We start from the raw sequence: 12,960 nt of genomic DNA, 5'->3' as shown, positions 1-12,960 counted from the left end.
CGGCGGGGTAGGTCCACGGCCCGACCGCGACAAGCGTCCGTCGGGGCGCACAACAAGATTTGCGTGAAACTGCGCGGGAAAGCGGGTATCAGATCGTGATGCCGCAGCGTGGCCGTAGCTTGTGCAGTTCTTCACAACCTGTCCCACTGACTCGGAAGGCTGCCCGGTTTACGCTGAGGCCAATCCCAGGTTTCCACGAAGGCGACGCATCGCGCCGCCGAGTCTCGTGCATCCCATAGATCGGTCAGCGTCGACCACAAGGAGATGTGTCATGGTTGCTCCGGCTGTTGTGCGGGGTATTGATCAGGCCCCGACGTCCCATCCGAAACTGCTCGCCTGGGTCCGTGAGGTCGCGGAACTGACCACCCCCGACCGGGTCGTCTGGGTGGACGGGTCCGACGAGGAGTGGCGCCGCCTCACCGACGAGCTGGTCGAAGCCGGCACGCTGATCCGGCTCAACCCGGAGAAGAAGCCCAACTCCTTCTACGCGCGTACCGACCCGACGGACGTCGCCCGGGTCGAGGAACGCACCTACATCTGCTCCGTCGACGAGGCGGACGCGGGCCCCACCAACAACTGGATGGCGCCGCCGGAGATGAAGCGGACCATGACCGAGTTGTACCGCGGCTCGATGCGGGGCCGGACCATGTACGTCATCCCGTTCGTCATGGGTCCGGTCGAGGCCGAGTCCCCGATGTTTGGTGTCGAGATCACGGACAGCCCCTACGTGGTCGCCTCGATGCGCATCATGACGCGGATGGGCACCCGCGTCCTCGAGGCGATGGGCGACGACGCGGACTTCGTGCACGCGTTGCACTCGATCGGCGCCCCGCTCGCTCCTGGCCAGCAGGACGTCGCCTGGCCGTGCAACGAGACCAAGTACATCTCGCACTTCCCGGAGACCCGGGAGATCTGGTCGTACGGCTCCGGTTACGGCGGCAACTCGCTGCTCGGCAAGAAGTGCTACTCGCTGCGGATCGCCAGCGTCATGGGTCGCGACGAGGGCTGGCTCGCCGAGCACATGCTGATCCTCAAGATCACCTCGCCGGAGGGCAAGGTCCACCACATCGCCGGCGCGTTCCCCTCGGCCTGCGGCAAGACCAACCTGGCAATGGTGGAGCCGACCATCCCCGGTTGGAAGGTCGAGACCATCGGCGACGACATCGCCTGGATGCGGTTCGGCCCGGACGGCCGCCTCTACGCGGTCAACCCGGAGTATGGCCTGTTCGGTGTCGCGCCCGGCACCGACTGGAAGACGAACGCCAACGCCATGCGCACCCTGGACCGGGGCAACTCCGTGTTCACGAACGTCGGCCTCACCGATGACGGCGACGTCTGGTGGGAGGGCATGGGTGAGCCGCCCGCGCACCTGATCGACTGGAAGGGCAACGACTGGACGCCGGAGAGCGAGGGCCTCTCCTCGCATGCGAACAGCCGGTTCTGCACCCCGATCACCCAGTGCCCGATTCTCGCCGACGAGTACTTCGACCCCAACGGCGTGCCGATCGACGCGATCCTCTTCGGTGGCCGTCGTAAGGACACCATCCCGTTGGTGACCGAGGCCCGCGACTGGGTGCACGGCGTCTACATGGGTGCCACGCTCTCGTCGGAGACGACGGCCGCCGCGTCCGGCGCGGTCGGCGTGGTCCGCCGGGACCCGATGGCGATGCTGCCGTTCATCGGCTACCACGCGGGCGACTACTTCCGGCACTGGATCGAGATGGGCAAGGGCACCGACGGCGACGAGGCGAAGCTGCCGAAGATCTACTACGTCAACTGGTTCCGCAAGGACCCGGACGGCTCGTTCCTCTGGCCCGGCTTCGGGGAGAACTCCCGGGTGCTCAAGTGGGTCGTCGAGCGGATCGAGGGCACGGCCGACGCGGTCGAGACCCCGGTGGGCATGGTGCCGACGCCCGAGTCGCTGGACGTCGAGGGCCTGGACATGACCCCGGAGGACGTCCGGATCGCGCTCAAGGTCGACCCGGACGAGTGGCGCGGCGAGCTGCCGATGATCACCGAGTGGTTCGAGAAGTTCGGTGACAAGCTGCCCGGCGTGCTCTGGGCCGAGTTGGACGCGTTGCGCGCCCGCCTGGACGCCGTCCAGCCGCAGCGCTAGGTGTGAAGATCGCCCCGCGTGGGCATCATCTGATCCCATGAGGACGGCCGCCGAGACCCAGGTCCGGCGGCCGTCCGCCGTCCGGGTGCTCACCATCCTGCTCGCTACGACGGCGGCGGCCACCGTCGTGGTCGAGCTGCTCAATTGGTGGTACGCCCCGGAGCAGGGCTTCGGGTTGGCCGTGCGGACCGGCTGGGCGATGCTGCGCTCGCTCGGCTTCCTGCTGCTGATCGGGCACGTTCGCCGGGGCCGGACGGTGGCCCGCCCGTTCGGGCTGATCCTCGCGGTCACCACGGTCTTCGCGGTCGGCCGGTTGATCGTGCCCCGGCAGGGGGTGCCACCGCTGCCCGGCCTGCTCGGCTTCGCCGTGCTCACCGCGCTCTGTGCCGCGGTGGTCTGGCTGCTGTACCGCTCGTCGGCGCTGGCCGGGCACCTGGTCCGGCACCGACCCCGGCTGGTCCTCGACCGTGCTGGTTTCTCCTGGCGGGAAACCCCGCCGCGGCGGCCGGAGGCGAACGCCTGGCTGTTGACCAGCCGGGTGGCGGCGTTCACCTACAGCCCACTGATGCTGGTGCCGGCCCTGGTGGCCGGCGGCTCCATCCTGGATGGCCGGCTGACCGCGCTACCCGCCGTGCTGTTCTGGTTCGGCGCCGGGATCACGGCCAGCTACGCGGTGTTGTTCTGCACCGCGTTCCTGATGCGCGGCAAGGACTGGGCACGCGGCCTGCTGGTCGGCGTCACCCTGGTCGTGCTCGCCGTGGATCTGCCGCTGTGCTGGTGGCTGCTGGGCGTGGACGGTCTGGTCCGCGACGGCGCCCCCCTGCTCGCCGCGGCCGGGCTCACCCTCTACGGCCTGCGCCGCGCGTCCCGCGCCGACGACGTCGACCCCGGCTGACGGCAGCACCACCCGCGTCCGGGCGGCTCGCAGCCTCCGTCTCTGGCCAGGTAGTCACAGCCGCTGTAGAGCTGCCCCAGATGTGGGGCGCGCCGGCTCAGGAATCAGACGCGCCGGCACGCGGGCACAGCCTCGACTCCGCCCGCGTCCGTATCCACGCCGCCGCCGAGGGCCCTGCCTGCTGCCCCAGATGTGGGGCAGGTCTACAGGCGGTTGGACAGGTGGGCGGCCTCCGCAGCGCTGACGTCTCCCGGCAGGGGCGGCCTTCGATTCGTCACGCCTGGACTGCTGGTGCCTGCCACGGCAGGCGATCGCCGTTCTGACGGCAGGAAATCAGCGCTGCGCGGGTGCGGCACGCACGAGGGGGCAGGGGGCAGGATGGCGGGTGGCGTCGGTCACAACGGTCGGCGTGGGCGGCGCAGGTGGATCGTCGGGCGGTGCGGGAACGGCACGGCCGCGCCGCGCTGGTCGGAGGGAGGCGCGCGGTGAGCGACGAGTTCGACGTGGTGGTGGTGGGAGCGGGGCCGGCCGGGGCGGCCGCGGCGTTGACGGCACGCCGGGCGGGCGCGAGCGTGCTGCTGCTGGACCGGGCCGACTTTCCCCGGGACAAGGCGTGTGGTGACGGGATCGCCGCGCACTCGGTGGACGTGCTCGCCGAGCTGGGGGTGACCGAGGCGGTGGCGGGCTACGCGCCGCTGCCCGCCCTGCGCATGATCGCGCCGGGTGGTGGCGCCGTGGCACGGGCGCTGCCCCGACCCGCGTACACGGTGCCCCGGGAGGTCTTCGACGCGCGGCTGGTGGCGGCGGCCGTGGCGGCCGGCGCGCAGTTGCGCCGGCACACCGTGCGCCGGGTCGAGCCGCGCGCCGACCGGGTGGTGCTCGACGGGGAGGTGTCCGGCCGGGTGGTGGTGGGCGCCGACGGCGCCGCTTCGGTGGTGCGTCGGGCGCTCGGGCACCCGCAGAATCCCGACCGGCACCTGGCGCTTGCCATCCGGGGGTACGCGCCGGCCCTGCCCGGCCCGTCCGAGCAGCTCATCGTCACCTCGAAGGCGCGCTGGCCGGCGTACGCCTGGTCGTTTCCGATCGGCGACGGTCGGGCGAACGTCGGGTACGGGGAGGTGCTGCGCGGTGAGCCGTTGAGCCGGGCCTACCTGCTGGACCGGCTGGCCGCGCTGCTGCCCGGCACCGACCTGGACACGGTGACCGCGTTGCGCGCCCATCACCTGCCGCTGTCCACCCACCGGCCGACACCGGGCCGTGGCCGCACGTTGCTGGCCGGGGACGCGCTGTCACTGATCAATCCGTTCACCGGGGAGGGAATCTTCTACGCGCTGCTCTCCGGTGCGCTCGCCGGCACGGCGGCGGCCCGGTCCCCCGAAGCGGCAGCCGGTCGCTACGCGCACGGGTTGCGCCGGCGCCTCGGTACCCACCTGCGGCACAGCTCGGTCGCGGCCTGGTTGGCGCGCCGCCGCCGGGTGGTGGACGCGGCGGTTCGGGCGGCCCGGCGGGACGACCGGGTGTTCTACGACGTGGTCGAGCTGGGACTGGGTGACGGACGGCTCACGGCCCGTACGCTGGCGATGATCGGCATCGGTCTGCCGGGCCGGGATGGGGCTCCGAGGCGGTGATCTGACCGAAGGGTCGCTACGCTGCTAGGTGATGACGCTGCGGGACCTTATCTACTCCGTGTACGAGCGCCGGCTCACGGCGAAGCTCGCGGGTAAGCCGGTGCCCCGGCACGTCGGGGTGATGTGCGACGGCAACCGGCGCTGGGCGAGGGAGATGGGCTTCGTCGACCCGAACGACGGGCACCGGGTCGGCGCGGCGAAGATCAAGCATGTCCTCGGCTGGTGTGACCAGGCCGGCATCGGGCACGTGACCCTCTACCTGCTGGCCACGGACAACCTGCGCCGACCGGCAAGTGAGCTGGACCCCCTCCTCAAGATCATTGAGGATCTGGTGGTGGAGCTGTCGGAGGAGGGCAACCCCTGGCGGTTGCGCATCGTCGGCGCGCTCGACCTGCTCCCGGCGCAGACCGCGGCGGCGCTCAAGGGCGCCGAGGAACGCACCCGCGAGCGCACCGGCGGCGCGGAGGTCAACATCGCGGTGGGCTACGGCGGTCGCCGGGAGATCACCGACGCGGTCCGCTCGCTGCTGTTGGAGCACGCCGCCTCCGGCGGCACGATCGAGGAGTTGGCCGAGGTGCTGGACGTCGAGCACATCGCCGAGCACCTCTACACCCGTGGCCAGCCCGACCCCGACCTGGTCATCCGCACCAGCGGGGAGCAGCGGCTGTCCGGCTTCATGCTCTGGCAGTCCGCGCACTCGGAGTTCTACTTCTGCGAACTCAACTGGCCGGATTTCCGGCACATCGACTTCCTGCGCGCCCTGCGCTCGTACGCGACGAGACAACGCCGCTACGGCGCCTGAGCCGGCGGCGGGCGACGCCTCTGTCGCCGCGCGGCCGGGTCAGGGCAGGTGGGTCAGCGCCTGGGTGAGGAAGTCGCCCAGGGCGGCCGGTGACTCGATCGTCAGGTCGGCGGCGTTGGCCACCTCGTGGCCGGTCTCCGGGTTGGCCACGGCCACGCAGATGCCGAGGAAGTCCGGGTCGGCGGCGGCGCGGGCGCGTAGCGCGGCGAAGGCCTTGATGTCCGAGACGTCGTCACCGAAATACCAGGCCCCGGTGGCGCCCTTGATCGCCTCGCCGATCACCATGCCCTTGTCCCGGTCGACAGGCGGTTTGAGCTCCAGCACCATCCGCCCGGCCTGCACGCGCAGCCCCAGTCGGTCGGCCTGCGCCTGCCCCCACTGCTGCACGGTCGAGCCGAGCTGCGGGGCGGTACGCCAGTGCAGGGCGACGGAGAGCCGCTTGTATTCCACTAGCGTGCCGGGTGGCAGCTCGGCCCGAGCGAGGTCGGCCAGCTCCACCATTGTCGGCACCCAGGGCAGCGCGGCCGGCTCGGTGACGGTCTCCCCGCCGGAGTGGCTGTGCTCCAGCCCGTAGAGGCCGTAGAGGTCCACGCCGGTGAGCCCGCCGAGCTGATCCCGAAGGAACTCGACGGGCCGGGCGGAGACGATCGCGACCCGCTGCACGACCGGGGCCAGGGCCTCGATCGCGGCCAACGCCTTGGGCGCCGGGCGTACCGCGGTCGGATCGTCGTCGACGGGCGCGAGCGTGCCGTCGAAGTCGAAGAAGAGCACGGTCCCGGCCGCCCGGCTGGCGGTGGTCCGCCAGGCCTGGTCGGCGTTCAACGGGGTTCTCGGCTGGTGGTTGCCCACATTCAACGGCGGCACGCGCGTCAGCGTACCCCGGCGATGAAGGCTCATTCCTGGCCGAGCGGACCCGTTGCGGGGTGGGCGATCAGCGTTCGGCGGCTCCCCGTCCACGCCGGCCGAACGGCACCACCGCCGCGTCCTGGCCGTGGCTCAGGAGGTAGCCCTCCACAAACCCGGTGTTGCGATCGCCGGTGTGGTTCTCGATCTCGTTGAGTCGTGCCACCAGGAATTCGGTGAGCGCGCTGATCCGGTCGTTCATGCGCTCGTGCAGTTCGGCGACGACGGCCAGGATGACCGCGGTGCCGGCGGTGATCAGCACGAAGAGGTTGACGAGCAGCGGAAGCTGCCCGCCGTCGACCGCGAGGGTCACCGCGTTGCCGGTCGCCCACAGTGTCATCGACACCGTCGCGACCACGACTGCCAACCACTTCAGGGTCATGGACAGACCCCTCCTTTGTCCCGCAGGGCTGGGTTCGGCCTTGTCCCGTCCCCCCGCCGATGACGAGCCCAAGCAGTACGAGTAGGGACGCTAGCGTGCCCGTTCCGGCCCCGGAGGCAAACGAATAAACCTGACCAGGCGTTCTTTCGCCATCTGAGGAACTACCCTGCTTGATTGCCTCTATTTCGGACATCGACCGGCAACGTTGGGCGGTATGCGAGATATCTGATGGTTTCCCGGATGTGGAACTTCTCCGCGTCCGAGACGTTCGGATCGACCAGGCGGCGGAGCAGGGCCTCCACGTCCGGGTCCATCGGAGGGGCGGGCTGGCCGCCGCGGGGGCCAGCCGCGGTGCGGTCCCAGCCGAGCGCGGCGAAGGCGGCCGCCGGATTCAGCCCCAGGCCCTCGCAGAAGGCGACCACCCGTTCGGCCTCCGGGTCGCTGGCCCAGTCGCCCCGGACCCACCTGTTGATGGTCTGCCGGGAGACCCCGGTGCGCCGGGACACCTCGGTGCCGCTCCAGGCTCGGGTCGCTCGTGCCTCGTCCAGGGCGCGGCGGACGAAGGTGGCGAAGGCGATCTTCCGCGCATTGGCCGTCTCGGTCACCCCGTGACCGTACGGCCAGCCGCTGGCGAGCGCGCGCCCCGGCTCGCCACTGTCACGCCTACGTGACGGGATCTTCGGATTTCCGGTAAACGAGTCAGTGCCACTGTTGAGGGGTGTCACGCGGGCAGAATAGATGCCCGTAGTGGCGAGCGTAAGCGGACGAAAAGCTGATACTGTCACGCCCATGGGACAATCTACGGTGTGTCACGTGCATGAGACGATTGGTGCTCACATGCGTCACGCCCCCGGTTCGGAGGGGGTGTGGTGACCGAGCTCGCCACCCGCGCCCAGGCCTTCGGGCTGATCGCCGAGGGGGTGGCCGCGGGGCTGACCGCCCCCTGGCGCCTCTACCTCGCCCGAGGCTGTCGCTACCTGTCGCTGAGCGTCGGCGACCGCGCCGAGTGGAACGCCTGGCGTACCCATCTCGGTTGCCCGGAGCTGAGCGTCCGGGTCTACGACGCCGGCGGCGAGATCCGCCGTTCCTCGGTGGCCGAGATCGTGCTGGACGGCTGCCGGATCAGCGTCGAGCTGGTCGAGGAGGTCAGCACCGACGACCTGGACCGGCTGCTCGTCGCCGATCCCACCACGATCGAGCCGGAGGAGCGATGACCGGGCGTCCGAGCCGGGCCGGGGCCGCCCGATGAGCCCGTTCCTCGCGGTATTCCTCGTCCTGGTGCTCGGCGCGACGAGCTACGCGGCCGGCCGGTTGCACGGGCAGCTCAGCTACCGCATCGGCTACCGCTTCGGCTACCGACAGGGCTACTTCGACGGTGACCGGGGCGCCTGGAACCGGCGTCGCCGCGACGCCCAGGCCGCGATCGCCTCCGCCCTGTCGGTGTCCCCGGCGGGGGTCGTCCGCTCGACCAGCACCGTCGCCCGCCCCGGCACCACGTACACCGGCTCGTCGTTCAGCGCGCCGGCCGCCCCGATCGCCGGGCGGCACCCGACCGGCACGCTCGTTCGGCGTACCGGTTGAGGTCGGTCGGCGGGCGTGGGCCCGCCGACCGGCACCATCGACGCGGTGCGTCGTCCGCGGCGGACACGCACCGTCGGGGTCACGTCAGACCGGTGACGGTGGCCCCAACCCGGCCGGGGTGCGCGCAGGGGGCATGCATCCCGGCCGGTTCCGCCGCGCCCGCCGCCGGCCTTCCCGGTGGTGCGGGGCCCCGCGAAGCCGTGTTCACACGCCCGTCTAGGTAGATCCACGTCCGCCCCCTAGCCGGGAGGGTCCGGCGGGGCTAGCGTCTAGCTATGGCACGGGGTTCTCCCGGGCCAGCCGGTCCGCCCGGATCTGCGACCTCGCGCATGGGGTTCCGCATCCGACCCCGTGTCCCCGGGCACCGGAGGAGGCGGAACACGGGTGGCGGGTGCCCATCCGTCGGAGCAGGCCTGTGACGACTCGCCGTACCACCGCCGGTGCCGACCAGACCCCGGCCGCGACTGCCACGACCCGCCGTGCCACCAGGAGCCGCCGTACGGCGGCCGCCGCGCCGGCCGACCCGAAGGAGCCACGACCAGCCGGCCAGGCCTTTGTCCTGGACACGTCCGTGCTGCTCTCCGACCCGGCGGCGTTCCACCGGTTCGCGGAGCACGAGGTGGTGCTGCCTCTGGTGGTCATCACCGAACTGGAAGGCAAGCGGCACCATCCGGAGCTGGGCTGGTTCGCCCGGCAGTCGCTGCGGATGTTGGACGACCTACGGGTCCGGCATGGCCGACTCGACCGACCGGTGCCCGCCAACGACGTCGGTGGCACCCTGCGGGTGGAGCTCAACCACACCGACGACGGCGTGCTGCCGCCCGGCTTCCGGACCGAGAGCAACGACGCCCGGATCCTGTCCGTCGCGCTCAACCTCGCCGCCGAGGGGCGGGAGGTCACCCTGGTCAGCAAGGACATGCCGCTGCGGGTGAAGGCGGCCTCGGTGGGCCTGCGCGCCGACGAGTACCGCCACGGCCAGGCCAGTGACCCGACCTGGACGGGCATGTCCGAGCTGGACCTGACCGACGAGCAGATCGGGTCGCTGTACGCCGGCGAGACGCTCGACCTCGACGAGGCGGCCGGTCTGCCCTGCCACACCGGCCTGGTGTTGCACTCGGGGCGGGGCTCCGCGCTCGGCCGGGTGCTGCCGGACAAGTCGGTCCGGCTGGTGCGGGGCGACCGTGAGGCGTTCGGCCTGCACGGCCGCTCCGCCGAGCAGCGCATCGCGCTCGACCTGCTGCTCGACGAATCGATCGGGATCGTCTCGCTGGGCGGCCGGGCCGGCACCGGCAAGTCGGCGTTGGCGCTCTGCGCCGGGCTGGAGGCGGTAATGGAGCGCCGCCGGCACAAGAAGGTGATCGTGTTCCGCCCGCTGTACGCCGTCGGCGGCCAGGAGTTGGGCTACCTGCCCGGGTCGGAGTCGGAGAAGATGTCGCCGTGGGCCCAGGCGGTCTTCGACACGCTCGGCGCGGTGGTGCACGAGAACGTGCTGGAGGAGGTCACCTCGCGGGGCATCCTGGAGGTGTTGCCGCTCACCCACATCCGGGGGCGCAGCCTGCACGACGCGTACGTGATCGTGGACGAGGCCCAGTCGCTGGAGCGTGGGGTGCTGTTGACGGTGCTGTCCCGCATCGGGCAGGGCTCCCGGGTGGTGCTCACGCACGATGTGGCCCAGCGGGACAACCTGCGGGTCGGCCGGCACGACGGCGTGACCGCGGTCATCGAGGCGCTCAAGGGTCACCCGCTCTTCGCCCACGTCACCCTCAGCCGGTCGGAGCGGTCGCCGATCGCCGCGATGGTCACGGATCTCCTGGAGGACATCCCGATCTGATGATTTTTGCGGGCTTTTGTCCGCATATTTTATGTGGCACAGATCACAAACAGCGTGGTTGGTTTCCCATCAGCCTCACTGTGCGCAATCGTGTCCCACGAGCGTCCACGCGCCATGGGCATCGTTGGCTATCGAACGTCGCGAGACGGGCGATATCGGCGGCGGTCGGTGCGTCGGCGCGACCGGCAAACGGTCGGGGCGCTCGTGGCACGGTTGACGGTCCATTTCTGGCCCGCGCCGCGCCGCGTCCATGCCCCCGACGAAGGGACCACTTCGTGAGTCGGCTGTGGAGCCGGTTGGGTGCCCGTACGGCTGCTGTGGCGCTGCTCTCCGTGGGCGTTGCCGGCGGCTTCTACCTGGGCGAAGACCGGGAAACCCAGCAACAGGGGCTGACCGAGCAGGTCAGCCGCGAGGTCGACCAGGCCGACCTCGCGTACCAGCGTGAGCGGCAGTCCGCCCACCAGGTGCAGTTCTCCAAGCAGCGGGCCGCCGAATACCAGGCCAAGCTGCGGGCGGCGCAGGCCGCGAAGGAGGCCGCCGAACGCGCCCGCCGGGCCGAGGCCGCCGCGGCGTCCCGCAAGCGCGAGCGCGAGGCCGCGAACGCGCCCGCCAAGCCGTACGACGGGCCGATCCCGGCGTCCTGCGAGGAGTTCAGCGGCAACCGCAAGACCGGCTGCGCCCTGATGATCAGCTCGGGCTTCGGCATCTCCGAGTTCCCCTGCCTGGAGAAGCTCTGGACCAAGGAGAGCGGCTGGAACCACAAGGCCGCCAACAACTCGTCCGGCGCGTACGGCATTCCGCAGGCCCTGCCCGGCAGCAAGATGGGTACGGTCGCCGCCGACTGGCGGACCAACCCGGCCACCCAGATCACGTGGGGGCTGGGCTACATCAAGGGCAGGTACAAGACGCCCTGCGGCGCCTGGACGTTCTTCCAGAACAACAACCACTACTGACGACTTTCGAAGGCGGGGCCGGGTGGATCTCCACTCGCCCCGCCTTCGCGCGTACTCCGGACGGGACGTGAGTGGCGGTCGGCCGCTTTTGCTGATAGCAGTTGTCAGGTGACCCTGCACCCGTCAAGCGGCGACCCCTTCCGGTTCGGCACCGAGGCGTTCTACGCCGCGCTCGGCCGGGCGTTCGTCGCCATGTGCGCGGTGGTCCCGTTCCTGTTCCTCATCGAGGCCGTCGACCAGGGGCTCGCGTTCGGCCTGGACGCCAACGCCGGCATCATCCCGCAGCGCATCGAAGGGTTGGACGGGGTCTTCTTCTCCCCGTTCCTGCACCACGGCTTCGACCACCTCTACAGCAACAGCATCCCGCTGATCCTGCTGGGCACGTTCGTCCTGGCGGCCGGTGCCCGCCGCTTCCTCTGGTCGACCCTGGTCATCATCCTGGTCAGCGGGCTCGGCGTCTGGTTCACCGGCTCGCCCAACTCGGTGGTGGTCGGCGCGAGCGGCGTCATCTTCGGCTACCTGGGCATCCTGCTCACCCGGGGCATCGTCGAACGCAGTTGGTGGAACTTCGCGGTCTTCCTGTTGGTCGGCCTGCTCTACGGCTGGCAACTCGTCGGCATCCTCCCCACCGACGAGCGGATCTCCTGGCAGGGCCACCTGTTCGGCCTGCTCGGCGGGGTGGTGGCGGCGATCCTGTTCCGCCGCCGGCGCCCGGCCGTGGACGGGCCGGACTACTCGGGGTCCACGCTGAGCATGCCCTGACCAATTCCCCGGCGCGCCCCTGAGACGTGCTTGCCGGACCGCCGCCACCCGCCTACGGTCGAGATCAGCAAGCGTTGATCGTAAGCGGAAAGCGACGGTACGCCATGCGCGAGGTCGATGTCGCCGTGATCGGGGCCGGTCCGGCCGGTCTCTTCGCCGCGTACTACGCCGGGTTCCGGGGTCTGTCCGTGGCGGTGATCGACGCCCTGCCCGAGCCCGGCGGTCAGGTCACCGCCATGTACCCGGAAAAGTTGATCCTCGACGTCGCCGGCTTTCCCGCCGTCAAGGGCCGGGACCTGGTGGCCAACCTGGTCGCACAGGCCGCCCCGTTCGATCCGCACTACCTGCTCGGCACCCGTGCCGAGAAACTCTCGTACGCCGACGACCGTCCGGTGCTCGGCCTGGCCAACGGCGAGCAGCTCGCGTGTGGCGCGGTCGTGGTCACCGGTGGGCTCGGCAGCTTCAGCCCGCGTCCGCTGCCGTGCGCCGACGGCGCTCCCGGCACCGGGATCGTCTACTTCGTCACCGAGCCGACCGCGCTGGCCGACCGGGACGTGTTGATCGTCGGTGGTGGCGACTCCGCCTTCGACTGGGCGTTGACGCTGCAACCACTTGCCCGTTCGGTGACCCTGGTGCACCGTCGGGAGAAGTTCCGGGCGCACGCCTCGACGGTCGCCCGAGTGCTTTCCCTGCCGGTGCGGGTGGTGGTCAACGCCGAGGTCAGCCGGCTGATCGGGGACGGCGCGGTGACCGCCGCCGAGGTGACCGTACGCGGTGGTGCCACCGAGACGCTGCCGGTGGACACCGTGGTCGCCGCGCTGGGCTTCACCGCCGACCTGGGCCCGCTCGCCGAGTGGGGGCTGCGTCTGGACCGCCGGCACATCCTGGTGGACAGCGCGATGGCCACAAACCTGCCCAGGGTCTTCGCGGCGGGCGACATCACCGAATACCCGGGCAAGGTGCGGCTGATCGCCACCGGCTTCGGCGAGGCGGCGACGGCTGTCAACAACGCGGCCGTGGCCATCGACCCGAGCGCGCACCTCTTCCCGGGGCACTCCTCCGAGGGCGGCTGATCGTCGATATCGGACCCAGACCGACCTGAGTCCG

At 70.9% G+C, this 12,960-nt stretch carries 13 protein-coding genes and 1 pseudogene; 10 read left to right on the top strand and 4 right to left on the bottom strand.

Annotated elements, in window-relative coordinates; all coding sequences use genetic code 11:
- Positions 1 to 48: 48 nt before the first annotated feature.
- Positions 49 to 135, bottom strand: a pseudogene (locus ACLQ29_RS02220) (GtrA family protein); the annotation flags it as partial.
- 136 nt (positions 136 to 271) lie between these two features.
- On the opposite strand from ACLQ29_RS02220, the gene ACLQ29_RS02215 reads away from it, so the two are divergent.
- The 4 genes from ACLQ29_RS02215 (at position 272) to ACLQ29_RS02200 (ending at position 5,441) form a co-directional block, all read left to right on the top strand.
- Entirely contained in the window at positions 272 to 2,116 is a 1,845-nt protein-coding gene (locus ACLQ29_RS02215; RefSeq protein ID WP_425769987.1) for a phosphoenolpyruvate carboxykinase (GTP), read from the top strand.
- A 37-nt stretch (positions 2,117 to 2,153) separates the two neighbouring features.
- A complete protein-coding gene (locus ACLQ29_RS02210) occupies positions 2,154 to 3,011 on the top strand; it encodes a hypothetical protein (RefSeq protein WP_425769986.1) in 858 nt (285 codons plus the stop codon).
- A gap of 485 nt (positions 3,012 to 3,496) precedes the next feature.
- Positions 3,497 to 4,639, top strand: coding sequence for an NAD(P)/FAD-dependent oxidoreductase (locus tag ACLQ29_RS02205; protein WP_425769985.1), 1,143 nt, complete (start codon positions 3,497 to 3,499; stop codon positions 4,637 to 4,639).
- 31 nt (positions 4,640 to 4,670) lie between these two features.
- Complete coding sequence (locus tag ACLQ29_RS02200) at positions 4,671 to 5,441, top strand: isoprenyl transferase (RefSeq protein WP_393366402.1); 771 nt, start codon at positions 4,671 to 4,673, stop codon at positions 5,439 to 5,441.
- Between the two features lie 39 nt (positions 5,442 to 5,480).
- Here ACLQ29_RS02200 and otsB read toward each other — a convergent pair whose 3' ends face one another.
- From otsB to ACLQ29_RS02185, 3 genes are all read right to left on the bottom strand, one after another.
- Positions 5,481 to 6,305 (bottom strand): trehalose-phosphatase, encoded by an 825-nt coding sequence (otsB, locus tag ACLQ29_RS02195; RefSeq protein ID WP_425769984.1) that lies wholly within the window; start codon positions 6,303 to 6,305, stop codon positions 5,481 to 5,483.
- A gap of 67 nt (positions 6,306 to 6,372) precedes the next feature.
- Positions 6,373 to 6,726, bottom strand: coding sequence for a hypothetical protein (locus ACLQ29_RS02190; protein ID WP_357241645.1), 354 nt, complete (start codon positions 6,724 to 6,726; stop codon positions 6,373 to 6,375).
- Between the two features lie 161 nt (positions 6,727 to 6,887).
- On the bottom strand, positions 6,888 to 7,331 hold the full coding sequence (locus ACLQ29_RS02185; protein WP_357241648.1) for an XRE family transcriptional regulator: 444 nt from the start codon (positions 7,329 to 7,331) through the stop codon (positions 6,888 to 6,890).
- A gap of 264 nt (positions 7,332 to 7,595) precedes the next feature.
- Between ACLQ29_RS02185 and ACLQ29_RS02180 the strand changes: the two genes are divergently transcribed.
- The 6 genes from ACLQ29_RS02180 to ACLQ29_RS02155 all read left to right on the top strand — a co-directional run bounded on the left by ACLQ29_RS02180 (position 7,596) and on the right by ACLQ29_RS02155 (position 12,926).
- Positions 7,596 to 7,940, top strand: a complete 345-nt coding sequence (locus tag ACLQ29_RS02180; RefSeq protein ID WP_354995764.1) for a hypothetical protein — start codon at positions 7,596 to 7,598, stop codon at positions 7,938 to 7,940.
- 31 nt (positions 7,941 to 7,971) lie between these two features.
- Positions 7,972 to 8,307, top strand: coding sequence for a hypothetical protein (locus ACLQ29_RS02175; protein WP_425769983.1), 336 nt, complete (start codon positions 7,972 to 7,974; stop codon positions 8,305 to 8,307).
- 415 nt (positions 8,308 to 8,722) lie between these two features.
- Positions 8,723 to 10,138 (top strand): PhoH family protein, encoded by a 1,416-nt coding sequence (locus ACLQ29_RS02170; RefSeq protein WP_425769982.1) that lies wholly within the window; start codon positions 8,723 to 8,725, stop codon positions 10,136 to 10,138.
- A 275-nt stretch (positions 10,139 to 10,413) separates the two neighbouring features.
- Positions 10,414 to 11,091 (top strand): lytic transglycosylase domain-containing protein, encoded by a 678-nt coding sequence (locus tag ACLQ29_RS02165; RefSeq protein WP_425769981.1) that lies wholly within the window; start codon positions 10,414 to 10,416, stop codon positions 11,089 to 11,091.
- 108 nt (positions 11,092 to 11,199) lie between these two features.
- Complete coding sequence (locus tag ACLQ29_RS02160) at positions 11,200 to 11,853, top strand: rhomboid family intramembrane serine protease (protein WP_425769980.1); 654 nt, start codon at positions 11,200 to 11,202, stop codon at positions 11,851 to 11,853.
- Between the two features lie 104 nt (positions 11,854 to 11,957).
- Positions 11,958 to 12,926, top strand: coding sequence for an NAD(P)/FAD-dependent oxidoreductase (locus ACLQ29_RS02155; RefSeq protein WP_425769979.1), 969 nt, complete (start codon positions 11,958 to 11,960; stop codon positions 12,924 to 12,926).
- The last annotated feature ends 34 nt before the right edge of the window (positions 12,927 to 12,960 follow it).

It is taken from the genome of Micromonospora sp. DT228 (assembly GCF_049841595.1).
In the GTDB taxonomy this organism is placed as follows: Bacteria; Actinomycetota; Actinomycetes; order Mycobacteriales; family Micromonosporaceae; genus Micromonospora.
Note: the sequence above shows the minus strand (reverse complement) of the source record. Positions and strands in the feature narration are given on the sequence as shown.

Bases quoted from the DNA above. Each gene is read 5' to 3' on its own strand.
- ACLQ29_RS02190 (WP_357241645.1), bottom strand. From the start codon at position 6,726: ATGACCCTGAAGTGGTTGGCAGTCGTGGTCGCGACGGTGTCGATGACA.
- ACLQ29_RS02215 (WP_425769987.1), top strand. From the start codon at position 272: ATGGTTGCTCCGGCTGTTGTGCGGGGTATTGATCAGGCCCCGACGTCC.
- ACLQ29_RS02175 (WP_425769983.1), top strand. From the start codon at position 7,972: ATGAGCCCGTTCCTCGCGGTATTCCTCGTCCTGGTGCTCGGCGCGACG.
- ACLQ29_RS02200 (WP_393366402.1), top strand. From the start codon at position 4,671: ATGACGCTGCGGGACCTTATCTACTCCGTGTACGAGCGCCGGCTCACG.
- ACLQ29_RS02155 (WP_425769979.1), top strand. From the start codon at position 11,958: ATGCGCGAGGTCGATGTCGCCGTGATCGGGGCCGGTCCGGCCGGTCTC.
- ACLQ29_RS02210 (WP_425769986.1), top strand. From the start codon at position 2,154: ATGAGGACGGCCGCCGAGACCCAGGTCCGGCGGCCGTCCGCCGTCCGG.